This window comes from Bradyrhizobium sp. USDA 3397, from assembly GCF_054060965.1.
In genome coordinates this window covers 8,175,190-8,196,574 of record NZ_JBSSDS010000001.1, presented here as the reverse complement: position 1 = coordinate 8,196,574, position 21,385 = coordinate 8,175,190, and the positions used below count along the sequence as shown (strand labels likewise).

Below are 21,385 nucleotides of genomic sequence, written 5' to 3'. Positions count from 1 at the left end.
CATCGAATGTGCAGAGAGCTGTATCTTCCTGCACATTCGGGACCCGCCATGGATTATTTCAAGCGCTTCAACTTCCTGTTCGCCGCACCTGTGTTCGACGCCGACGACCTCGAGGGCGTCCGCTTCAACCAGATCATCGAGGAGATCCAGCGCTCCGGCTTCGAGGTGGTCCGGGCCCGCAAGCTGGAGGATGCCGAGATGGCGGTGCAGACCGACGCCGCGATCGGCTGCATGGTGGTGGACTGGGGCAAGAAAGGGCTGGAGGGCAAGACCTCGGCGCTGATCAACCTGATGCGCCGCCGTGGCCTCGACTTCCCGATCATTCTCCTGATCCGCCGCAAGCGGTTCGAGGATTTGCCGGTCGAGGTGCTCGATTTCATCGACGGCTATGTCTTCCTGTCCGAGGAGACGCCAACCTTCATCGCCAAGAACCTGATCAGCCGTCTGAAGCAATATGCGGAGACGCTGAAAACGCCATTCTTCGGCGCGCTGGTCGACTATGCCGAGGAAGGCAACCAGCTCTGGACCTGCCCGGGCCACAATGGCGGCGTGTTCTACAATCGCAGCCCGATCGGGCGCGTGTTCGTCGAGCATCTCGGCGAATCCGTGTTCCGCGACGACCTCGACAATTCCGTGCTCGACCTCGGCGACCTCCTCACCCATGAGGGCCCCGCGCTGAGGGCGCAGAAGGAGGCCGCGCAAATCTTCGGTGCGGAAAAGACCTATTTCGTGCTCAACGGCACCTCGACCTCGAACAAGGTCGCGCTGGGCGCCCTCGTCACCGACGGCGATCTCGTGCTGTTCGACCGCAACAACCACAAGGCCGCCCATCACGGCGCGCTGATGATCAATGGCGGCATCCCGGTCTATGTGCCGACCGTTCGCAACGCCTGGGGGCTGATCGGCCCGATGCGCTGGGACAGGCTCGACGAGAAGGCCCTGCGCGAGGGGATCCGCAATCATCCGCTTGTCACGGACAGGGACGCCTGGCGCAAGGAACGGCCATTCCGCGTCGCCGTCGTCGAACAATGCACCTATGACGGCACGATTCACAGCGCCGAGATGATCCTGAAGCGCGTTGGCCATCTCTGCGACTACATCCTGTTCGACGAAGCTTGGGCCGGCTTCATGAAATTCCACCCCCTTTATGCCGGCCGCTTCGCCATGGGGCTGGCAAATCTTCCGCCCGACGCCCCCGGCATCATCGCGACGCAGTCGACCCACAAGCAGCTGGCAAGCTTCTCGCAGGCCTCGCAGATCCACATCAAGGACCGACATATCCGCGGCCAGAAGCGCCGCGTCGAGCACCGCCGCTTCAACGAGAGCTTCATGCAGCACGCCTCGACCTCGCCGTTCTATCCGCTGTTCGCCTCGCTCGACGTGGGCGCACAGATGATGAAGGGCCGCTCCGGCGAAGTGCTGTGGGACGACACGATCCGGCTCGGCATCGAGCTGCGCAAGAAGATCCGCGCGATGCGCCGGGAGTTCGAGGAGAAGGAGCAAAATTCGGACCGCCGCTGGTTCTTCGAGCCGTTCGTTCCCGATCGCATCGCCATTGCCGACGTCAGCCGCCCCGGCGCGGCGCACAATGTCGCCTGGGAGACCCTTTCCACCGACGAGCTCGCCACCAATCCCGCGCTGTGGCAGCTCTCCCCGGATACCAACTGGCACGGCTTTCCCGATCTCGCGGAAGGCTTTGCCATGACCGATCCGAACAAGCTAACGCTGCTCACGCCCGGGTTCGATCGTGCGACCGGCGCCTATGCCGAGCACGGCATTCCCGCGCCGGTCGTCGCGCAATATCTGCGCGAGAACCGCATCGTCCCCGAGAAGAACGACCTCAACTCCCTGCTCTTCCTGCTCACGCCCGGCGTCGAGGCGAGCAAGGCGGGCACGCTGATCTCCGGCCTCGTCGCATTCAAGAGGCTGCACGACGACAATGCGCTGCTGGCCGATGTCATCCCCGAATTCTATCAAAGGCGGCAGGCGCGCTACGCAGGTGCGCGGCTGCGCGACCTCTGCGGCGAGATGCACCGTTTCTTCCGCACCGCCGACGTCAGCGCGCTCCAGGCCAGGCAGTTCATGCCCGAGCACATGCCCGAGATCGCGATGTCGCCGCGCGATGCCGCGCGCTATCTGTTCAAGAACGACGTCGACTACCTCCCGATCGAGGCGATCGCCGGCCGAATCGCGACCACGCCCTTCGTGGTCTACCCGCCCGGCATCGCCACCATCGTGCCCGGCGAGCGGCTGACGGAACGGGCCAAGCCCATGATCGATTATCTCAAGATGTTCGAGACCTGCTTCAACACATTTCCGGGCTTCGACGTCGAGATCCAGGGCGTCTACAAGGAGGTCGATGCGAATGGGCGCATCGGGCTCTACACTTATGTCGTGACCGAGTAGGTGCCGATGAACGAAGCAGCTGCGCGCGCGAGCGATGAACCCGTCCTGGTTCGGCCATCACGCGAAAGCGACGTCGAGGCGATGCTGTCGATCTACCGCCATCACGTCCGCAACGGCGTGCCGCGCGATGTCGAAGGAACCGGTGCGCCGGACCCGGACGATCTGCGCGACCGGCGCAAGAACCTGAAGCAGACCCGCCTGCCGCATCTGGTGGCGACCTGGCGCGGCGAGGTCGTCGGCTATGCCTATGCCGTGCTGTTCCGCAAAAGGCCCGCCTATCGATACACCGCCAAGCACTCGATCTACGTCCATCACGCCCATCTCGGCCGCGGGGTCGGACGGCTGTTGCTGCAGGAATTGATCGATGCCTGCGCGGCGGCCGGCTTTCGCCAGATGATCGGCTATATCGATGCCGATAACGCGCCCTCGCTGAAGCTGCACGAGCGGTTCGGCTTCGCGCGCGCCGGCCTGCTCAGCGGCGTTGCCTTCCGCCACGGCCGCTGGTCCGACACCGTCATGGTGCAACGCTCGCTCGGCGCGGGGACGACGACGCCCCCGCCCGTCACGGCACCCGGGCGTTAAGCCCTAGGATGGGTAGTCGGCCGGTCTGACGTGGATGCGGTCGGCATGCAGTGACCAGTGATGCAACGCCTGGTCCTTGCAGAACCTCGCTTTCGCCCGTTCCCTGGCCTCGTCCTCGTCGGCGGCGTCGATCTCGAGCGTGCCCTGGCAGACCTCGCGTTGCCGGCCGTATTCGCCGAGCACGTCCTTCATGAACCTGACGACATAAGTTGACATGGGACCTCCCTGCCTGCCCGCCGGCACTCTAGTCCCATTTAGGCCGGACGGGGAAAGGAGATTTTGACGCGGATCAAGGCTTGTCCAGTCCCGGCGGAAGATTCGTTGCGGAACCTGCCGCGCGGGTTTATGGGCAAATGCCGGTCGCCAATAAGGAACTTGCCTTGCACTTTGTCTCCGATACCGAAGTCACGAAAGCTCTGACCTTTCCGATCCTGATTACGGCCCTCGAAGAAGCGCATCGCCGGCCGAAGATGGAGGTGCTGGACGCCTTCCTTGGAGACGAGAGGGGGCAATCCGCAGCGCCGTCGATCCCGGCCGATACATGGCCAGCAAGATGTTCACCAGCTTTCCGGCCAATCTGGCCGAAGGCAGGATACCGGCGGTGCAGGCCGTGTGCGTGCTGTTCGACGGCACCAATGGGCGGCCGCTGGCGGCGATGGACGGGACCGAGATCACGCATTGGCGCACCGCAGCCGACTCCGCGTTGGCCACGAAGCTGCTCGCCCCGCCCAATCCCGAGACACTGCTCTGCGTCGGGGCCGGCGAGATGTCTGAATGGCTGATCCGGGGTCATCGAGCCGTGCGGCCGTCACTGGAGCCCGTGCTGATTTGGAATCGCAGTCCGGACCGGGGCGTGGATCTCGCTCAGCGCTTGGCGAAGGCCGGCATCAAGGCGGAAGCAATCACGGATCTCGACGCCGCGACGCGCGAGGCCGACGTCATTACCACCTGCACCCGCGCGCATCAGCCGCTGATCAAGGGCCGCAATCTGCGGCCGGGCACGCATCTGGACCTCGTCGGCGGCTACACACCGCAAACCCGGGAGGCTGATGACGAGGCGGCCAAGCGCTCCCGCGTCTTCGTGGACCGGCGGGAATCCGCCTTCCACGGCGTCGGCGACATCCTGCAGCCGATCGCGAGCGGCGCGATCAGCGAGGCGGACGTCCTCGGCGACCTCTACGACCTCGTCGGCGGCCTTGTGCAGGGGCGAACGTCACCGTCCGACATCACGTTCTTCAAGAACGCGGGCGGCGGCCATCTCGACCTCATGACCTGCGAGGCCGTGTTCCAGCAGCTCGGCGCCAAGCTGGGGTAGTGGCCCAGGCTGGCGAGACACGGCCGACCGTCAGCCCTCACGCCTTGATGTCGAGGAGCGTGTCTTGCGTTTCGGCGTAGGCCTGAATGACCTTCGCATTGGCAACGAAGCTGTACCTTGCGGTCACCAGCTGAGCGAATTCGCTAGCAAGATCGACATTCGGCGCTGCGACCAGACCGTCCTGGTTTGCGAAGGGAGCGCTTGGGTCGAAACGCGCGGTATAGCTCGGCGACACCGTCGATACGGTCGCGACCGTACCGCCTGGTGTCGAACCGCTCGACTGGGAGACCTGATCGACCCGCAAGGGCACGTAAGCTGCAGGAAACGTTGGAGCAATGCCCGCACCGGCCGATGCGCTCGACCCGCCTGACGCGGGTAGTGGGCCGGTCGTGCTGATGTTGGCGATATTACTCGCGGCCACGTTCACGCGCAAACTCGCCGCAGAAAGTCCGGATGTCGCAATCGAAGGTATGCTCATGCTCCCTGATCTACAGGAGAGGTCATACGCGTTCATTCACGCCATCAGTAAAATCCACCGCTCTCTGTTTTCATCCTGATAACCAAGGATCGGCGCGCGACTGGGCTTCGCGCGCCCTACCCCGGCGTCACGCCAAAAGCCTGCTTGAAGCGCTCGGCATAGCGCGGCCAGGCTTCGGGATTGATGATGCGCGGCGGGCGCTTGCCGTCGAGCACATCCAGCACCTGCTCGGCGGCGATCCGGCCCATGTTCTGACGCGCCTCGATGGTGACGCCTGCCGTGTGCGGGCTCGCCAGCACGTTGTCGAACTGGAGCAGCGGATGCTCCGGCGGCGGCGGCTCCTTGGACCAGACGTCGAGGCCGGCACCGGCGATTCGCTTGTCGCGCAGGGCCTGCAGCAGCGCGTCCTCGTCGTGGATGAATCCGCGTGCGGTGGTGATAAAATAGGCATGCGGCTGCATCAGCGCGAATTCGCGTGTGCTGATCAAGTTGCGGCTGCCCTTGTTGAGCGGGCATGAGATCGAGACGAAATCGGCGCGGCGCAACAGCTCGTCCAGCTCGACCTTCTCCCCGCCCCGCTCGGCCATCACCTCGGCCGACAAATACGGATCGTAGGCAAGCACTGTCATGCCGAGCAGGCCCTTGCACAAGGCGGCGATGCGCCGGCCGACATTGCCGAGGCCGATGATGCCGACGGTCTTGCCCTCGACCTCGTTGCCGACGAGATCGTTGCGGTTCACGTCGCGCGCGCGGCGCAGCCGGCGATCCGACTGGATGATGCGCTTGGACAGCGTCAGCATCATCGCCAGCGCATGCTCGGCGACCGAATGGGCGTTGCCGCCGGACTGGTTGACGACTACGACGCCTGCCTCCGTGCAGGCCTCGACGTCGACGGGATCGAAGCCGGCACCGTTGCTGGAGACCAGCAGCAAATTCGGCGTCCGCTTCAGGAAGGCGGCATCGACATGGAAATGCGGGGCGAGCTCATCGCGGGCGGCGCCGACCTGGTAGACGTGGGCAGCGCCGAGGAGCGGGCCATAGACATCCTCGGGGCTTCGGTTTTCGATGCGATCGACCCGCACGTCGGGCCGCGCCTTCAGGATGTCGATATAGATCGGATTGGCCAAATAATTGGAGTAGACGACGCGCTTGTTGTTGACAGACATCAGGACCCTTCCGGCTCGTTCGCGGGAGATCCGCACGGTCAGCGCGATGCGCGCCCTCCTATGCCCCCTCCTGTGTTCTGGTTGTCGCCGCTTATGCCATGGCGGTGCCGGCCACGGCAGGCCTGCTGGCGCAGATCAAGGTGACGGCACGGACATGTTGACAATCCCGCTGCCCGCGTCAAGTTCGGCAGACTGCCGCGACGGCCAGAACCAAGAAGCATGCGAGGCCCCAGGGAGAGCGCGATGGCGATTGCGGAACAGCAGACGCAGGGGAGCCGCGACGGAAGCTGGCACGGCATCGTCCTGCAAACCTTGAAGCGGAACGAGATCAGCCTGATCCCTTACGTGCCGGACCGCGTGCTGACGCCGCTGATCAAGAACCTGCACGCCGATCCTTTCTTCACCACTTTCGCGACCGCCCGCGAGGAAGAGGCCCTCGGCATCGTCGCCGGTGCCTGGATGGGCGGCCGGCGCGGCGCGGTGCTGATGCAGACCTCCGGCTTTGCGACGCTCGCAAACGTGCTGGCCTCGCTCGCAGTGCCCTACCAGATTCCGCTGATCATGTTCGTGTCCGAGCGCGGCACGCTCGGCGAATTCAACTACGGCCAGTCCCTGGTCTGCCGCACCATGCGACCGGTGCTGGATTCGCTGGCGCTGGAGCATCACACCATCACCCGGCTCGACGAGCTCGAATTCATCACCGACCGCTCGATCAAGCAGGCCGTCACCACGCAGGCGCCGGTGGCGTTGATCCTCAACCCGCTGCTGACGGGCGGCAAGGTCTTCGACAAGTGAGGCCGGCCAAATGAATCAAGAATTGAACACTGGCAACACCAAGGTGATGAACCGCTTCGACGTAACCTCGCGGTTGATCGCGAAGCTGAAGCACGAGGAAGCCGTGATCGGCGGCATCGGCAACACCAACTTCGATCTGTGGGCCGCCGGCCACCGCCCGCAGAACTTCTACATGCTGGGCAGCATGGGCCTCGCCTTCCCGATCGCGCTCGGCGTGGCGCTGGCGCAGCCCGACCGCCGCGTCTTCGCGCTCGAAGGCGACGGCTCGCTCCTGATGCAGCTCGGTGCGCTCTCGACGATTGCAGCCCTGAAGCCGAAGAACCTCACGATGATCGTGATGGACAACGGCATCTACCAAATCACCGGCGCGCAGCCGACGCCGGCAGCTGGTGTCGCCGACATCGTCGCCATCGCCGTCGGCTCTGGTCTCGCGAGCAGTGCGTGGGCCGCCGACGAGGAGGATTTCGAGCGGCTGGTCGACGACGCCATGGCTGCTTCCGAACCGAGCCTGATCGCGGTCAGGATCGACGACAAGCCCGGCGTGGGCACCACCCGGCGCGACCCCGTGCAGATCCGGGAACGCTTCATGCATGGCCTCGGCGTGCGCGATCCCCTTTAACATTTTGTCATTAACTACACGGCGATCTGATGCGAGCCTCGCGACAACCCGACCAAATTCGTGCTAAGCGACCCGGATGTTCATTCGTACCTTTGCCTGGCTGCTCGCCGCTGCCGTTACGTTCGCCACGCTCGGTCCTCCCGGCCTTCGCCCCCATTCCGACCTCGGTCAGGACGGCGAGCATGCGCTTGCCTTCGTCATGGTGGGATTGGCCTTCGGCCTCGCCTATCCACGGCGGCGCATACTGAGCGCAGCGGCCGCGGTCGTCCTGATCGGCGTTCTCGAGCTGATGCAATTTTGGGCACCCGGCCGTCACGCGCGGCTGGTGGATTTTCTGGTCGATGCTGCCACCGCGTGCCTCGGCTTTGCACTCGCCGCCGCGGCAGACCGGCTACTCTCGCGCTTTCGCACCAGCTCCGCCATGACAAGCGAAGGCCCCGCGGAGTGATGCTCCGCAGGGCCCTGCTCAGCACAAAGAATTGCGTCGATCAGTCGATGATCTTGATCACGCGGCGTGTGCGCGGCTCCACGATCACACGGCGATCGTTCACGACCGCATAGCGATATTCGGTGTAGTTCGGCACGGGCCGCAGCACCACGGTCGGAGGCAGCGGCTCGCCCACCACGACGCGCTCCTGGACCACGACGGAGTCGCTGCGAGGAATTCCGCCGAGGACCGCATTCGGAATTTCGAGACCGGCGCCGACGGCTGCACCCACGGTGCCGCCAACCATTGCACCGATCGGGCCGCCGATGTCGCCACCGGCACGCGCGCCGTCCCTGGCGCCCTGTTCGGTCGTCGACTGAGCAAAGGCTGCGCTCGACGCCAGCAGCGACGCTGCAGCCAACGTAATCGCAAGACGGGTTTTCATGTCCTGATGTCTCCAGTGATTGTCCTGCGCCTTCAACCCGCGGAGCCGGAGCATTGTTCCGGTTCCCCTGCGACGAAAGATGCATCACTGGACAGTGTTACCGCGTAACAGTTCAGGCCCTGGCGATCTCATGCCCCGCCATCAGTTCCAACGCCCGCACCATGGCGGAGTGATCCCAGGCCTTGCCGCCATGTGCGGTGCAGGACGAGAACAATTGCTGCGCCACGGCCGTGCTGGGCAGCGACAGGCCAAGTGCACGCGCGCCTTCGAGCGCGAGGTTGAGATCCTTCTGGTGCAGCTCGATGCGGAAGCCAGGATCGAAATTGCGCTTCACCATGCGCTCGCCATGCACCTCCAGAATGCGCGAGGAGGCGAAGCCGCCCATCAGCGCCTTGCGCACCAGCGCGGGATTCGCACCCGCCTTGGATGCGAACAACAGGGCCTCGCTCACGGCTTCGATGGTGAGTGCGACGATGATCTGATTGGCAACCTTTGTCGTCTGCCCGTCGCCGTTGCCGCCGACATGGGTGACGTTCTTGCCCATCTTGTCGAAGATCGGCTTCATGGTGCCAAAAGCCCGCTCCGGCCCGCCGACCATGATGGTGAGGCTCGCCGCCTTTGCGCCGACCTCCCCGCCCGAGACCGGCGCATCGAGATAATCAGCGCCGAGCGCCTCGATCTTCTTCGCAAACTCCTTCGTCGCCAGCGGCGAGATCGAGCTCATGTCGACGACGATCTTGCCCTTGGAGATGCCGCTGGCGACACCCTCCTTGCCGAACAGCACGGCCTCCACATGCGGCGTATCCGGCACCATGATGATGACCGCGTCCGCCTGCTCCGCGACCTCCCTGGCCGATGTGCAGGCGATGCCGCCCGCGGACATCAGCTCCGGCGCGATCGGAGCAACGTCATGCAGGAGAACGCGATGACCCGCGGCCAGGAGATGGCCGGCCATCGGCCGTCCCATGGTGCCGAGTCCGATGAAGCCGATGTTGGTCATTGTCGTCGTTTCCTCTGCAAGACATGTTGGTAAGTCTATCCACGTGCTCGGTGCACCTCTCCCGCTTGCGGGAGAGGTCGGCACGTCCGGGCGATGCGAAGCATCGTCCCGCGTGCCGGGTGAGGGTTCTCTCCACGTTGGGATTTGTTCCGCAAGGATCCCATCGCGGAGACACCCTCTCCCCAACCCTCTCCCGCAAGCGGGAGAGGGAGCGCACCGTCAGCGCGGCCGCATCTGGCCCTAGATCTCAGGTCTCAAACGTCTGCGCCGCGTGCCACGACAAGCCTTCCAGCGTCGTGGTGCGCGGCTTGTATTCGCAGCCGATCCAGCCGCGATAGCCGATCGCGTCGAGATGGCGGAACAGGAAGGGATAGTTGATCTCGCCGGTGCCGGGCTCATGGCGGCCGGGATTGTCGGCAAGCTGGATGTGGGCGATCTGAGGCAGATATTCCTGCATGGTGCGGGCGAGATCGCCCTCCATGATCTGCATGTGGTAGATGTCGTATTGGATGAAGAGGTTGTTCGACCTCACCTCGGAGATCAGCTGCACCGCCTGCTCGGTGCCGTTGAGGAAGAAACCGGGAATATCGAGCGTGTTGATGGGCTCGACTAATAGCTTGATGTTCTCTCGTGCCAGCGTCGAAGCTGCAAAACGCAGATTCCCGACCAGCGTCTCCCGAAGCTCGTGCGGATCGGCGTCGACAGGGGCGATGCCGACGAGGCAGTTGATCTGCTCGCAATCGAGCGCCCTGGCATAATCGATCGCGCGGAACACGCCGTCGCGGAATTCGGCGATGCGGTCGGGCATGATCGCAATGCCGCGCTCGCCCCCCGCCCAGTTGCCGGCGGGGAGATTGTGCAGCACCTGCGTCAGGCCATGCGCCTCGAGCTGCTCGCGCAGCTGCGCCTTGTCGAAATCATAGGGGAAGAGATATTCGACCCCGGCAAAGCCTGCCGCCTTCGCCGCCGCAAAGCGGTCGAGGAACGGCATCTCGTTGAAGAGCATGGTGAGGTTGGCGGCAAATTTCGGCATGGTGCCTCTTCCCCTATTCCGCCGGCTGCAGCACGCGCGTGGTCTCGACTTCGTCGAGCGGAAGGTCCAGCACCTCCTCGAACTCGACGATGTTGTCGATCTCCGTGCCCATCGCGATGTTGGTGACCCGTTCGAGGATGAACTCGACCACCACAGGCACGCGGTGCTTGGCCATCAATTCGCGGGCGGTCGCAAACGCTGCCTGCGTGTCCTTCGGGTCGGTGACGCGGATGGCCTTGCAGCCGAGGCCTTCGGCGACCGCGACGTGGTCGACGCCGTAGACGCCGATCTCGGGCGCGTTGATGTTCTCGAAGGAGAGCTGGACGTGATAGTCCATGTCGAAACCGCGCTGAGCCTGGCGTATCAGGCCGAGATAGGAATTGTTCACGACGACGTGGATGTAGGGCAGGTTGAACTGCGCGCCGACCGCGAGCTCCTCGATCAGGAACTGGAAGTCGTAGTCGCCGGAGAGCGCGACGATCTCGCGCTCCGGGCACGCCGCGCGCACGCCGAGCGCGGCCGGCAGCGTCCAGCCGAGCGGCCCCGCCTGCCCGGCATTGATCCAGTTGCGGGGCTTGTAGACGCCGAGGAACTGCGCGCCGGCGATCTGCGACAGGCCGATCACCGTGACATAGGTGGTGTCGCGGCCGAACGCCTTGTTCATTTCCTCGTAGACGCGTTGCGGCTTGATCGGGACGTTGTCGAAATGGCTCTTGCGCAGCATCGTCTTCTTGCGGTCGCGGCAGGCCGCAGGCCACGCCTGGCGCTCGCGGAGCCTGCCTGACCGCCGCCACTCCCTGGCGACGGCGACGAACAGTTCGAGCGCGGCCTTTGCGTCCGAGACGATGCCGAGATCGGGGTTGAACACGCGCCCGATCTGCGTCGGCTCGATGTCCACGTGAACGAATTTGCGGCCCTTGGTATAGGTCTCGACCGAGCCGGTGTGGCGGTTGGCCCAACGATTGCCGATGCCGAGCACGAAGTCGGATTCCAGCAGCGTGGCATTACCATAGCGGTGGCTGGTCTGGAGGCCCACCATGCCGGCCATCAGCACGTGATCATCGGGAATCGCGCCCCATCCCATCAGCGTCGGCACGACGGGCACGTTGGCGATTTCGGCGAATTCGACCAGCAGGTCCGAGGCGTCGGCGTTGATGATGCCGCCGCCCGCGACGATCAGCGGCCGCTCGGCGGCGTTGAGCATCTCCAGCGCCTTCTCGACCTGCTTGCGCGTCGCGGCGGGCTTGTAGACCGGCAGCGGCTCGTAAGTCTCGTCATCGAACTCGATCTCGGCGAGCTGTACGTCGAGGGGCATGTCGATCAGCACTGGCCCCGGCCTGCCTGAGCGCATCACATGAAAGGCCTGGCTGAACACCCGCGGCACCAGCGCCGGCTCACGCACGGTCACCGCCCACTTTGTGACGGGCTTTGCGATCGACTCGATGTCGACGGCCTGAAAATCCTCCTTGTAGAGCCGCGCCCGCGGCGCCTGCCCGGTGATGCAGAGGATCGGGATGGAATCGGCGATCGCGGAGTAAAGACCGGTGATCATGTCGGTGCCAGCCGGCCCGGAGGTGCCGATACAGACCCCGATATTGCCGGCCTTGGCGCGCGTATAGCCCTCGGCCATGTGCGAAGCGCCCTCGACATGGCGCGCCAGGATGTGGCGGATCGAGCTGCGCTTCTTCAGCGCCGAGTAAAGCGGATTGATTGCAGCGCCGGGAACACCGAAGGCGGTCGAAATGCCTTCCTTCTCCAGGATACGCACGGCCGCATCGACAGCTCGCATCTTCGCCATATCGGACCTCGCTCTAATTGCATCAGCGAGCGAGATCATCAGCTGCGCGGAAGCCGATCTCAACGAGACCGATTTTATTTTCCACGATGCGGCAACCACGAGAAAATCGTGGACGTCTCAATCGGTTAGATCAACAGATGCGTGAAAGCGCCTCACTCGAACAGTGGCGCCAACTGCATCTGCGGCACCAGCACGAGGCCCTTATCGGTGATGCGAATTTCCGGAATGACCGATAGCGGAATCAAATTGAAGCCCATGTACGGGATGGTGCAGCCGGCCTCGGCCCATTCCTTCTTCAGCGCCTTGACCTCTTCGGCCACCACCGTGACGCGCTTGTCGGAGAGGAGGCCGGCGATTGGCAGCGGAACCAGCGCCCTCACCTCGCCGTCGACGACGACGCAAACGCCACCCTGCCGCTCCTTGATGGCGGCGATGGCGACCTGCATGTCGCCCTCGTTGGTGCCGGCGACGATGAGATTATGGCTGTCGTGCCCGACGCTGGACGCGACCGCGCCGCGCTTCAGGCCGAAATCCTTCAAGAGGCCATGGGCGACGTTGCCCGCGGATTTGCCATGACGCTCGACCACCGCGACGAAGCAGAGGCCATAGCGCGCGAACAGCGAGGGCCAGTCCTTGGCCGGTTCGATCGCGACCTTGTCGTGGATCAGCGTGATGCCAGGCAGCGCGGTCTTGATCGCGTTCACGGTGCAGGCCTTGGCCGGCAATTCGGGCGTGAGCTTCATCGTCTTCGGCAGCTTGACGGTCGCATAGGCTACCGTGGGATATTGATAGCGCTGCGACAGCGCCTGATCGAGACGCGGCGTGATCTTGCCGTGCTCGACCACGAGCTCGCCGCCGTACCAGGTGCATTGCGGCTTGAGCTGATCGTCCATCAGCACGAGATCGGCGCGGCGGCCGCCGCCGAGCCCGCCGATATCGCCTTCCATTCCGAAGCGCGTCGCGCCATGCAGCGAGCCCATCGACCAGGCCTGCTCCGGCGACATCCCCGCCTTCACGGCTTCCCGCACCACCCAGTCGAGACCGAACAGCAGGAGATCGTCGGCGTCACGATCGTCCGTGCACACGGCGGTGCGCTTGTGCGAGGCCCCGAGCTCGGTGATCGTTCGGATTGCTTGCGGCAGCGAATGCCAGGGCGTGGTCGGCGGCCCGCCGCGCAAAAACACCCAGACGCCGGCATCGAGCAGATCATCGGCGATGTCGCGGTCGATCGCCTCATGGGTGTCGGTGACGCCGGATGCCGCATAGGCCGCGACGAATTCGCGGCCATAGACATGCCCGGACACGGGACGCCCCCGCTTCAAGGCTGCGGCGAGGATGGCATGGCTGCGCTCGTCGCCCATCGTGACAGGCACGAAATCCATCTTCTCGCCAAGCGCCACCGCTTCGGGCCAGCGGTCGAACAGGCCGGCTATCTTGTCCGGCGTGAGGTCGCCGCCTGCCGTCTCCAGTTCCGCCGAAGTCGCGGGGACGGTGCTCGGCACGGTCAAGAAGATAGAAAGCGGCGCCTCGCGCGCGTCCTCCAGCATCGCCTCGACACCGGCGACATCCATGACGTTGCCGATCTCGTGGCTGTCGCAGAAGATCGTCGTGGTGCCGTTGAGGAGCGCGGCCTCTGCATAGGCGCAGGCCGTCACCATCGAGGATTCGATGTGAATGTGCGGATCGACGAGGCCCGGCGCGATGATGCCGCCGGCCGCGTCATAAAGCGGAATATCGCTCCAGGCCTTCTTCGCTGTACCGGCCGGCTTCACCGCCGCGATGCGGCCGCCGGTGATCCAGACCTCGCGCCCCGGATGGATACGCTCGGAATAGGTCGAGAGCACGCGCGCCCCCGTGACGACGAGATCCGGCGCGACACGAACTGAAGCGACGTCGGCGAGGCGCCGCGTCATGCTGTGCAGCGGCGCGACGGTGAAGCGGGTGAGCTTGGTCATGGGAACCTCGCATGGCGTTACGGGCAAGCCATGGTTACGCCCCGCGCCACACCGGGCAAGCTCAAATATGGCGGCGCGTCCTGCTTACGTCTTAGGCGCAGCAGCGCTGGCTGGCCTTGCACGTCGACGCGGGTTCCGCGCTCTCGGCGCCGCCGCAGTGGCGGGTTTAACCCGAATCCGCATCGACCGGCCCTTCGGCTCGTCGATCTCGAACGAATTGGTTTTGCGCACCAGGTCGCTCAGCTTGCGGAAACCATACGTTCTCGGATCGAAATCGGAGGCGAGATTGGCGAGTTGCCGGCCGACCTCTCCGAGCGTCACCCAGCCGTCCTCGCTCTCCATCTGGGTGATGACCTTCTTGATCACGGGCACGGCGGCATCAGGCGGTTGAAGCGACGTCGGCCTTACGACGGCATCCTGATTGTTCACCGGCGCGGCAAGCAGATTCTCCGTATAGACGAATCTTCGGCAGGCCTGCCGGAAACTCTCCGGCGTCTTCTGCTCGCCGAAACCAAACACATCGATGCCCTGCTCTCGGATGCGTGCGGCAAGGCGCGTAAAGTCGCTGTCGGACGACACCAGGCAAAAGCCATCGAAGCGTCCGCTGTGAAGCAGGTCCATCGCATCGATGACAAGGGTGATGTCGGATGCATTCTTGCCGGTCGTGTAGGCGAACTGCTGCTGCGGAATGATGGCGTGTTTCGACAGAATGTCGGCCCAGCCCCTGGAACGGGCATTGGAGAAGTCGCCATAAATGCGGCGAACGCTGGCCTCGCCGATCTTGGCAATCTCCTCGAATAGCCCATCCGCGATTTTGGCGGAGGCATTGTCGGCATCGATCAGGACGGCCAGACGAGGCGAGCGAACTTCCGATGGCATGACAATTCCCCAGGGCAGACGCAGCATTAGAACATGTGTGCGTCAGAACGGCTAATCCTCGTTCGCCTTGAACCGGCCGAGCCCCCTCAAGACGAACGGCGCCACCAGTGCGATCAGCGCGACGCCGAGCAGCGTCGCCGAGATCGGGCTCTGCAGCAGCGTCATGGGATCGCCGAGGCTGATCGCAAGCGCGCGGCGGAGCTGGCTTTCGGCGATAGGACCGAGGATGAGGCCGACGACGACGGGCGCGATCGGGAAATCGAACCGACGCATCAGGAAGCCGAGCACGCCGAAACCGGCCAGCATCGACAATTCCACGACCGACGGCTTTGCCGCGATGGTGCCCATGGTCGCGAACACGAGGATGCCGGCATAGAGCCAGGGCTGCGGGATCGCGAGCAGCCGTACCCACAGGCCGACCAGCGGCAGGTTGAGCACCAGCAGCATCATGTTGGCGATGAACAGGCTGGCGATCAGGCCCCACACGAGGTCGGGCCGCTCGGCGAACAGCAGCGGGCCCGGATTGAGACCATATTGCTGGAAGCCCGCCAGCATCATCGCAGCCGTCGCCGAGGTCGGCAGGCCCAGCGTCAAGAGCGGCACCAGCGTGCCGGCGGCAGAGGCGTTGTTGGCAGCTTCGGGGCCGGCGACCCCTTCGATCGCGCCCTTGCCGAATTCTTCGGGATGCTTCGTCAGCCGCTTCTCAGTCGAATAAGACAGGAAGGTCGGGATCTCCGCGCCGCCGGCCGGCAGCGCACCGATCGGGAAGCCGAACATGGTCCCGCGCAGCCATGGCTTCCAAGACCGCTTCCAGTCCTCCTTGGTCATCCACAGCGAGCCGCGCACCGGCTCCAGCTTCTCCTCGGTGTGGTGGCGGCGCGATGCGACGTAGAGTGCCTCGCCCACCGCGAACAGGCCGACCGCGAGCGTTGTGACTTCAACGCCGTCGAGCAATTCAGGAACGCCGAACGCAAGCCGCGCCTGACCGGTCAACTTGTCGATGCCGACGAGACCGAGTGTCAGACCGATGAACAGGCTGGTCAGGCCGCGGACCGGGGAATCGCCGAAGGTCGCCGACACCGTGACGAAGGCGACGCACATCAGCGCAAAGTAATCCTCGGGGCCGAAGCGCACGGCGACATCGACCAGCCATGGCGCAAGGAAAGCCAAGCCAATGGTGGCGATGGTGCCGGCGACGAAGGAACCGATTGCGGAGGTCGCGAGCGCCGGCCCGCCGCGGCCGGCCTTGGCCATTTTGTTGCCTTCGAGCGCAGTCGCCATCGAGGCGCTCTCGCCGGGCGTGTTGATGAGGATCGCTGTGGTCGATCCGCCGTACATGCCGCCATAATAGATGCCGGCGAACATGATCAGCGAGCCGCCGGGGTCGAGCTTGTAGGTCACCGGCAGCAGCAGCGCGACCGTCAATGCCGGGCCGATGCCGGGCAGAACGCCCACGGCCGTGCCGAGGAACACGCCGATCAGCGCGTAAAGCAGGTTCATCGGCTGGACGGCGACCGCCATGCCGTGAGCCAGCGCGGCAAAGGTATCCATCACAGCAGTCGCTCCAGCGGGCCGGCAGGCAGGCTCAGCGTCAACAACCGGTCGAACGCGAGATAGATGAGGGTCGACATCACGAGGGCGATGATGGCGTCGATGAGGATGGCACGGCGTCCGAAGGCCGCCGAGGTCGTCACGAACAGGGCCGAGGTCGCCAGGATGAAGCCGCCGCCAAAGCCGATGATGGCGATCAGCAGCGCCAGACCGACGAGAATCAGAACCACAGGAACGGGATCGGCGCTCTCGCGTGCCGGCAAATTGCCGCGCAGCGCGTCGATGAAATTGCCGATCGCAAGCAGCGCAAGGCCGCAGGCGACCACGACCGGCATCGCCTCCGGTCCCATCCCGTACATCGCGGCGGATTGCAGGCCGCGCGCGTCCCAGACCAGCACGGCGGCGAGCACCGCAAGCGATGCCGCGATGACGAGGCCGGCGCGGTCGACACGCCGCGGCGGCTGGACGGGATCGCCCGAGGTCATGACTTGACCAAGCCGACCGATTTCAGCACGTCGGTGACCCGGGCCGTTTCTTTCTTCAGGAAGTCGGCAAAAGCGTCGCCGCCGAGATAGGCGTCCTCCCAGCCTTTTTGCTTGAGGATCTCCTTCCAGGCGTCAGACTTCGCCATCTTCTCGACCGCATCGTTCAAGGTCTTGCGCTGCTCCGGTGTGATGCCGGGAGGCGCGACCACCGAACGCCAATTGGCGATCACGAGGTCGATGCCCTGCTCCTTGAAGGTGGGGATGTCGCTTCCTGCGATGCGCTTCTCCGAGGTCACGCCGATCGCGCGCAGCTTGCCGGACTTGATCTGCCCTTCATATTCGCTCAGCCCCGAAATGCCCGCGGTGACCTTGCCACCGAGGATCGCCGCCAGCGACTCGCCGCCGCCGGAGAACGGGATGTAATTGATCTTCTTGGCGTCAGCACCGACGGCGCCGGCGAACAAGGCGGCCATGACATGGTCGACGCCGCCGGCCGAGCCGCCGGCGAAGGTGACCTTGGCGATATCGGCCTTCACCGCGGCAGCCAGATCCTGCGCATTCTTGAGTGGCGAATTCGCGGGAACCACGATCACCTGGATTTCCTCGGTGAGGCGCGCGATCGGGGTCACCTGCTCCAGCGTCACCGGCGACTTGTTCATGGCGAGCGCGCCGACCATGACGAAGCCGTTGACCATCATCTGGTTGCCGTCGCCCTTGGCGCCGTTGACGAATTGAGCGATGCCGACGCTGCCGCCGGCACCGGGAACGTTGGTGACCTGCACGCTGCGGGCGACTCCCGCAGCCACCAGCGCCTGCTGCATCGAGCGCGCGGTCTGGTCCCAGCCTCCGCCCGGAGCCGCGGGCGCCATCAGCTTGAGCTCGAGCTGCTGGGCAAAACCCGGATTGGCTGCCGCCAGCGTCAACGCGACGGCTGCGCCGACAAGGCGCGCGGGAAATCGGAACATGAGGGCATCTCCAGGCTCATGCGGACGTTTGCCGCATTGTGTCGTTTGGTCGCATATCAACCAAAACGGCCGATGCTGTCCAGTGAGATCCCCAAGAGTCCTTTTAGCGGGGCGCTGGGATCACCCCGCCAAGCGCGGCCGTCAATTCGGCCGCAACTTCCCGGACGATCTGCCCGATCTCCGGCAACCGTTCGTCGGTAACGCGGCTGGTCATGCCGGATACGGAGATCGCGGCAAGCGGTTCAGCCAGTGCGTTGTATACCACCGCGGCGACGCAGCGTAGCCCGATCTGCGCCTCCTCATCGTCAACAGCAAAGCCCTGTTTGCGGATTTTCTCGAGCTCCCTGAACAGGTCGCTCGGGCGCACGATCGACTTCTCGGTCAGGCGGGGCATGCCGTGATGGCGGATGACGGCGCCGACGTCCTCGTTTGAGTAGGTTGCGAGCACCGCTTTGCCGACGCCGGAGGTCACCATGGGGACGCGGCCACCGACCTTGGTCAGCGAGCGCATGATCTCGCGGCTCTCCATGCGGGTGAGCACGATGATGAATTCATCGTCGACCACGGCGAGATTGGCCGTCTCGCGGGTGAGATCGCGCAGCTTACGCAAATATGGAATTGCCTGTGCGGAGAAATTGCGTCGCCGCGCAAAGCTGGCGCCAACCGTGAAGCTGCGCACGCCGACGTGCCATTTGGATTCGCCACGGTCGAACTGCACGAAACGGCGGCTTTCGAGCGTTGCGAGCAGCCGGTGCACGGTGGACGCCGACAGGCCGGTGCGGATCGCGAGATCGCTCAGACGATAGCCTTCGTCGTCCTCGGCCAACGTCTCGATGATCGACAGCGCGCGGTCGACCGATTGCACGCCACCGTCGCGGCTCTCGTGATCGGCCTCCGAGGCCGATTTGGGCTCGAGCGATTTGCGCCGGATCACGTTCTTGCTCATCGCGACCTGACCGTTCTCCCTCGCCCCGCTTGCGGGGAGAGGGTCGGGGTGAGGGGAGTCTCCGCAAAGACGGTGAGAGACGGATTCGTGGAGAGTCCCCTCACCCGAATTGCTTCGCAATTCGGCCTCTCCCCGCAAGCGGGGAGAGGTGAACGCAAGCTCAGAGCAGCCCTGCCCCGCGCGCCCACTTGTACTTGGCGCCAAGCACCTCGACCGGCAGCTCGGTCGAATAGGCGTAAGCCGGGATGCCGTTCTGATAGAGATATTCGGCGGCCTCCTCAACCTCGACGTCGCCAGCGAGCGAGGCGACCATCGGCTTCACGAAGCCCTTGGCCTCCATCTCCTTCTTCACCTCGACCATGTTGCGGGCGAACACCATCGGCGGCGTGACGATGGTGTGCCAATAGCCGAGGATCAGCGCGTGGATGCGCTCATCCGACAGGCCGAGCTTCACGGTGTTGACGTAGGTGATCGGCGGCTCGCCGCCGGTGATATCCACGGGATTGCCGGCCGCTCCAAACGGCGGGATGAACTTGCGGAAGGCCGCATCGAGATCCGGCGGCATCGACATCAGCGACAGGCCGTTATCGACGCAGGAGTCCGACAGCAGCACGCCCGAGCCGCCGGCACCGGTGATGATGAGAACGTTCTCGCCCTTCGGCGTCGGCAGCACCGGTACGCCGCGGGCGAATTCGAGCAACTGGCGAAGTGAGCGGGCACGGATCACGCCGGACTGCTTGAACACGTCCTCATAGATGCGATCGTTGCCGGCGAGCGCGCCGGTGTGGGACGACGCCGCCTTCGCGCCGGCCGAGGTCCGGCCGGCCTTGAGCACCACCACCGGCTTCTTCTTGGACACGCGCTTTGCGGCTTCCGCGAAGGCGCGGCCGTCCTTGAGGTCTTCGCAGTGCTGGGCGATCAGATTGGTGTTCGGGTCCTGCTCGAAGAAGGCGAGCAGATCGTCCTCGTCGATATCGGACTTGTTGCCGAGGCCGACGATCGCCGAGACGCCCATCTTGGCCGAGCGCGAGAAGCCGATGATGGCCATGCCGATGCCGCCCGATTGCGACGACAGCGCCGCATGGCCCTTGACGTCATAGGCGGTGCAGAAGGTCGCGCAGAGGTTGGCGGGCGTATAATAGAAGCCGTAGATGTTCGGCCCCATCAGACGGATGTCGTACTTCTTGCCGACCTCGACGATCTCGGCCTGCAGCTCCGGCGCGCCAGCTTCAGCGAAGCCCGACGGAATCAGCACCGCGCCCGGGATCTTCTTCTCGCCGCATTCGGTCAGCGCGGCCGCGACGAATTTTGCGGGGATTGCGAACACGGCGACGTCGATCACACCCGGCACGTCCTTGACGCTCTTGTAGGCCTTGTAGCCGAGGATCTCGGCGGCCTTGGGATGGATCGGATAGATCTCGCCCTTGTAGCCGCCGTTGATGAGGTTCTTCATCACGGAATTGCCGATCTTGCCGTCCTCCGCGGAGGCGCCGACCACGGCGACCGCCTTCGGCTGCATGATGCGGTTCATCGCCGCGACGATCTCATCGGTCGGACGCGGCTTCGGCTTGGGCTTGTAGGCGAAGTCGACCACGATGCGGACGTCTGCGGCCGTGGCATCCTTCGGCGTCGCGAACACCGGGTTGAGGTCGAGCTCGACGATCTCAGGGAAATCGGTGACGAGCTGCGAGACCTTGACGATGACGTCGGCGAGCGCGTTGCGGTTCACCGGCTCGCCGCCGCGCACGCCTTTCAGGATCTCGTGCGCCTGGATGCCGTCGAGCATCGAGAGCGCGTCTTCCTTGGTCGCCGGCGCGAGGCGGAAGGTGATGTCCTTGAGCACCTCGACGAGCACGCCGCCGAGGCCGAAGGCGACCAGCTTGCCGAACGAGCCGTCGGTGATCGAGCCGACGATGACCTCGGTTCCGCCGGCCAGCATCTGCTGCACCTGCACACCTTCGATCTTGGCATCGGACTTATATTTCTTTGCGTTGCCGAGGATGGTCTCGTAGGCCTTCTCGGCCTCCTCGGCCGTCTTGAGGCCGACGATGACGCCGCCGGCTTCGGTTTTGTGGAGAATGTCCGGCGAGACGATCTTCATCACGACGGGGAAGCCCATGGACGAAGCCATCTTGCCGGCCTCGCCCGCCGACTTGGCCACGCCCTCCTTCGGCACCGGAATGCCGTAGGCGTCGCAGACCAGCTTGCCTTCCGGGGCCGTCAGGCTGGTGCGATTGTCCGCCTTGACCTGGTCAAGCACCTTGCGGACGGCATCTTTGGAATTGGACATGTGGCTTCTCCCTTGACCTCAGTTCGTTCTTTTCAAAGCGCGCGCGTGTTTGCGGCTGCCCATGATGCTTGCCATTCGCCGCGCTCTGTTCCATGCGGCGGTACGGAGTGGCATAAGCCTCAAGACTACTCCGCCGGCATGGATCAAAAATGGCTGGCGATGGCATTTGGTATGCCAGAAGCCAACTTGTCAAGCTGGTGCATGGCTTAGAAGGCCGCAAAAAATAGGCAGCTTGACATTCTGGCATGTG

At 64.5% G+C, this 21,385-nt stretch carries 20 protein-coding genes; 6 read left to right on the top strand and 14 right to left on the bottom strand.

Annotated elements, in window-relative coordinates:
- Nucleotides 1-48 precede the first annotated feature (48 nt).
- Entirely contained in the window at nt 49-2,406 is a 2,358-nt protein-coding gene (locus tag ACVWYQ_RS38030; RefSeq protein WP_456727087.1) for an Orn/Lys/Arg family decarboxylase, read from the top strand.
- A 6-nt stretch (nt 2,407-2,412) separates the two neighbouring features.
- Nucleotides 2,413-2,988 carry a GNAT family N-acetyltransferase gene (locus ACVWYQ_RS38025; RefSeq protein ID WP_271545147.1) on the top strand — a complete coding sequence of 192 codons (576 nt, stop codon included), beginning with the start codon at nt 2,413-2,415 and terminating at the stop codon, nt 2,986-2,988.
- Between the two features lie 3 nt (nt 2,989-2,991).
- Here the strand turns inward: ACVWYQ_RS38025 and ACVWYQ_RS38020 are convergent, their stop codons facing one another.
- Nucleotides 2,992-3,204, bottom strand: coding sequence for a hypothetical protein (locus tag ACVWYQ_RS38020; protein WP_198399673.1), 213 nt, complete (start codon nt 3,202-3,204; stop codon nt 2,992-2,994).
- Between the two features lie 325 nt (nt 3,205-3,529).
- Between ACVWYQ_RS38020 and ACVWYQ_RS38015 the strand changes: the two genes are divergently transcribed.
- Nucleotides 3,530-4,303, top strand: a complete 774-nt coding sequence (locus ACVWYQ_RS38015; RefSeq protein ID WP_404542264.1) for an ornithine cyclodeaminase family protein — start codon at nt 3,530-3,532, stop codon at nt 4,301-4,303.
- Nucleotides 4,304-4,340: 37 nt separating this feature from the next.
- Here the strand turns inward: ACVWYQ_RS38015 and ACVWYQ_RS38010 are convergent, their stop codons facing one another.
- Together ACVWYQ_RS38010 and ACVWYQ_RS38005 are read right to left on the bottom strand one after the other, a co-directional pair.
- Entirely contained in the window at nt 4,341-4,781 is a 441-nt protein-coding gene (locus ACVWYQ_RS38010; protein ID WP_404542266.1) for a flagellar basal body rod protein FlgC, read from the bottom strand.
- 116 nt (nt 4,782-4,897) lie between these two features.
- Nucleotides 4,898-5,947 carry a hydroxyacid dehydrogenase gene (locus tag ACVWYQ_RS38005; RefSeq protein ID WP_404542268.1) on the bottom strand — a complete coding sequence of 350 codons (1,050 nt, stop codon included), beginning with the start codon at nt 5,945-5,947 and terminating at the stop codon, nt 4,898-4,900.
- A gap of 243 nt (nt 5,948-6,190) precedes the next feature.
- Between ACVWYQ_RS38005 and ACVWYQ_RS38000 the strand changes: the two genes are divergently transcribed.
- The 3 genes from ACVWYQ_RS38000 (at nt 6,191) to ACVWYQ_RS37990 (ending at nt 7,809) form a co-directional block, all read left to right on the top strand.
- Complete coding sequence (locus ACVWYQ_RS38000) at nt 6,191-6,742, top strand: thiamine pyrophosphate-binding protein (RefSeq protein WP_271545151.1); 552 nt, start codon at nt 6,191-6,193, stop codon at nt 6,740-6,742.
- Nucleotides 6,743-6,752: 10 nt separating this feature from the next.
- Nucleotides 6,753-7,361, top strand: coding sequence for a thiamine pyrophosphate-dependent enzyme (locus ACVWYQ_RS37995; RefSeq protein ID WP_404542271.1), 609 nt, complete (start codon nt 6,753-6,755; stop codon nt 7,359-7,361).
- 76 nt (nt 7,362-7,437) lie between these two features.
- Nucleotides 7,438-7,809 carry a VanZ family protein gene (locus tag ACVWYQ_RS37990; protein ID WP_404542273.1) on the top strand — a complete coding sequence of 124 codons (372 nt, stop codon included), beginning with the start codon at nt 7,438-7,440 and terminating at the stop codon, nt 7,807-7,809.
- Nucleotides 7,810-7,849: 40 nt separating this feature from the next.
- Here the strand turns inward: ACVWYQ_RS37990 and ACVWYQ_RS37985 are convergent, their stop codons facing one another.
- The 11 genes from ACVWYQ_RS37985 to ACVWYQ_RS37935 all read right to left on the bottom strand — a co-directional run bounded on the left by ACVWYQ_RS37985 (nt 7,850) and on the right by ACVWYQ_RS37935 (nt 21,135).
- Nucleotides 7,850-8,233, bottom strand: coding sequence for a DUF1236 domain-containing protein (locus ACVWYQ_RS37985; protein WP_198399671.1), 384 nt, complete (start codon nt 8,231-8,233; stop codon nt 7,850-7,852).
- Nucleotides 8,234-8,345: 112 nt separating this feature from the next.
- A complete protein-coding gene (locus ACVWYQ_RS37980) occupies nt 8,346-9,233 on the bottom strand; it encodes a 2-hydroxy-3-oxopropionate reductase (RefSeq protein WP_157282519.1) in 888 nt (295 codons plus the stop codon).
- 247 nt (nt 9,234-9,480) lie between these two features.
- Nucleotides 9,481-10,266, bottom strand: a complete 786-nt coding sequence (gene hyi / locus ACVWYQ_RS37975) for a hydroxypyruvate isomerase (protein WP_271545154.1) — start codon at nt 10,264-10,266, stop codon at nt 9,481-9,483.
- Nucleotides 10,267-10,279: 13 nt separating this feature from the next.
- Nucleotides 10,280-12,064, bottom strand: coding sequence for a glyoxylate carboligase (gene gcl / locus ACVWYQ_RS37970; RefSeq protein ID WP_157282517.1), 1,785 nt, complete (start codon nt 12,062-12,064; stop codon nt 10,280-10,282).
- Between the two features lie 152 nt (nt 12,065-12,216).
- Complete coding sequence (locus tag ACVWYQ_RS37965; RefSeq protein ID WP_271545155.1) at nt 12,217-14,019, bottom strand: adenine deaminase C-terminal domain-containing protein; 1,803 nt, start codon at nt 14,017-14,019, stop codon at nt 12,217-12,219.
- Between the two features lie 84 nt (nt 14,020-14,103).
- Nucleotides 14,104-14,898 carry an NYN domain-containing protein gene (locus ACVWYQ_RS37960; RefSeq protein ID WP_271545156.1) on the bottom strand — a complete coding sequence of 265 codons (795 nt, stop codon included), beginning with the start codon at nt 14,896-14,898 and terminating at the stop codon, nt 14,104-14,106.
- 51 nt (nt 14,899-14,949) lie between these two features.
- The gene (locus tag ACVWYQ_RS37955; protein WP_271545157.1) at nt 14,950-16,449 is read right to left on the bottom strand and encodes a tripartite tricarboxylate transporter permease; all 1,500 of its coding nucleotides are present in this window, start codon (nt 16,447-16,449) and stop codon (nt 14,950-14,952) included.
- Nucleotides 16,449-16,934 carry a tripartite tricarboxylate transporter TctB family protein gene (locus ACVWYQ_RS37950; protein ID WP_157282511.1) on the bottom strand — a complete coding sequence of 162 codons (486 nt, stop codon included), beginning with the start codon at nt 16,932-16,934 and terminating at the stop codon, nt 16,449-16,451. Before ACVWYQ_RS37950 ends, ACVWYQ_RS37955 begins: the two co-directional genes overlap by 1 nt.
- A complete protein-coding gene (locus ACVWYQ_RS37945) occupies nt 16,931-17,899 on the bottom strand; it encodes a Bug family tripartite tricarboxylate transporter substrate binding protein (protein WP_404542278.1) in 969 nt (322 codons plus the stop codon). Before ACVWYQ_RS37945 ends, ACVWYQ_RS37950 begins: the two co-directional genes overlap by 4 nt.
- A gap of 103 nt (nt 17,900-18,002) precedes the next feature.
- The gene (locus ACVWYQ_RS37940) at nt 18,003-18,845 is read right to left on the bottom strand and encodes an IclR family transcriptional regulator (protein WP_157282509.1); all 843 of its coding nucleotides are present in this window, start codon (nt 18,843-18,845) and stop codon (nt 18,003-18,005) included.
- Between the two features lie 160 nt (nt 18,846-19,005).
- A complete protein-coding gene (locus ACVWYQ_RS37935) occupies nt 19,006-21,135 on the bottom strand; it encodes an acetate--CoA ligase family protein (RefSeq protein WP_128262560.1) in 2,130 nt (709 codons plus the stop codon).
- Between the last annotated feature and the right edge of the window lie 250 nt (nt 21,136-21,385).

Bases quoted from the DNA above. Each gene is read 5' to 3' on its own strand.
- ACVWYQ_RS38030 (WP_456727087.1), top strand. From the start codon at position 49: ATGGATTATTTCAAGCGCTTCAACTTCCTGTTCGCCGCACCTGTGTTC.
- ACVWYQ_RS38025 (WP_271545147.1), top strand. From the start codon at position 2,413: ATGAACGAAGCAGCTGCGCGCGCGAGCGATGAACCCGTCCTGGTTCGG.
- ACVWYQ_RS38020 (WP_198399673.1), bottom strand. From the start codon at position 3,204: ATGTCAACTTATGTCGTCAGGTTCATGAAGGACGTGCTCGGCGAATAC.
- ACVWYQ_RS38015 (WP_404542264.1), top strand. From the start codon at position 3,530: ATGGCCAGCAAGATGTTCACCAGCTTTCCGGCCAATCTGGCCGAAGGC.
- ACVWYQ_RS38010 (WP_404542266.1), bottom strand. From the start codon at position 4,781: ATGAGCATACCTTCGATTGCGACATCCGGACTTTCTGCGGCGAGTTTG.
- ACVWYQ_RS38005 (WP_404542268.1), bottom strand. From the start codon at position 5,947: ATGTCTGTCAACAACAAGCGCGTCGTCTACTCCAATTATTTGGCCAAT.
- ACVWYQ_RS38000 (WP_271545151.1), top strand. From the start codon at position 6,191: ATGGCGATTGCGGAACAGCAGACGCAGGGGAGCCGCGACGGAAGCTGG.
- ACVWYQ_RS37995 (WP_404542271.1), top strand. From the start codon at position 6,753: ATGAATCAAGAATTGAACACTGGCAACACCAAGGTGATGAACCGCTTC.
- ACVWYQ_RS37990 (WP_404542273.1), top strand. From the start codon at position 7,438: ATGTTCATTCGTACCTTTGCCTGGCTGCTCGCCGCTGCCGTTACGTTC.
- ACVWYQ_RS37985 (WP_198399671.1), bottom strand. From the start codon at position 8,233: ATGAAAACCCGTCTTGCGATTACGTTGGCTGCAGCGTCGCTGCTGGCG.
- ACVWYQ_RS37980 (WP_157282519.1), bottom strand. From the start codon at position 9,233: ATGACCAACATCGGCTTCATCGGACTCGGCACCATGGGACGGCCGATG.
- hyi (WP_271545154.1), bottom strand. From the start codon at position 10,266: ATGCCGAAATTTGCCGCCAACCTCACCATGCTCTTCAACGAGATGCCG.
- gcl (WP_157282517.1), bottom strand. From the start codon at position 12,064: ATGGCGAAGATGCGAGCTGTCGATGCGGCCGTGCGTATCCTGGAGAAG.
- ACVWYQ_RS37965 (WP_271545155.1), bottom strand. From the start codon at position 14,019: ATGACCAAGCTCACCCGCTTCACCGTCGCGCCGCTGCACAGCATGACG.
- ACVWYQ_RS37960 (WP_271545156.1), bottom strand. From the start codon at position 14,898: ATGCCATCGGAAGTTCGCTCGCCTCGTCTGGCCGTCCTGATCGATGCC.
- ACVWYQ_RS37955 (WP_271545157.1), bottom strand. From the start codon at position 16,449: ATGGATACCTTTGCCGCGCTGGCTCACGGCATGGCGGTCGCCGTCCAG.
- ACVWYQ_RS37950 (WP_157282511.1), bottom strand. From the start codon at position 16,934: ATGACCTCGGGCGATCCCGTCCAGCCGCCGCGGCGTGTCGACCGCGCC.
- ACVWYQ_RS37945 (WP_404542278.1), bottom strand. From the start codon at position 17,899: ATGTTCCGATTTCCCGCGCGCCTTGTCGGCGCAGCCGTCGCGTTGACG.
- ACVWYQ_RS37940 (WP_157282509.1), bottom strand. From the start codon at position 18,845: ATGAGCAAGAACGTGATCCGGCGCAAATCGCTCGAGCCCAAATCGGCC.
- ACVWYQ_RS37935 (WP_128262560.1), bottom strand. From the start codon at position 21,135: ATGTCCAATTCCAAAGATGCCGTCCGCAAGGTGCTTGACCAGGTCAAG.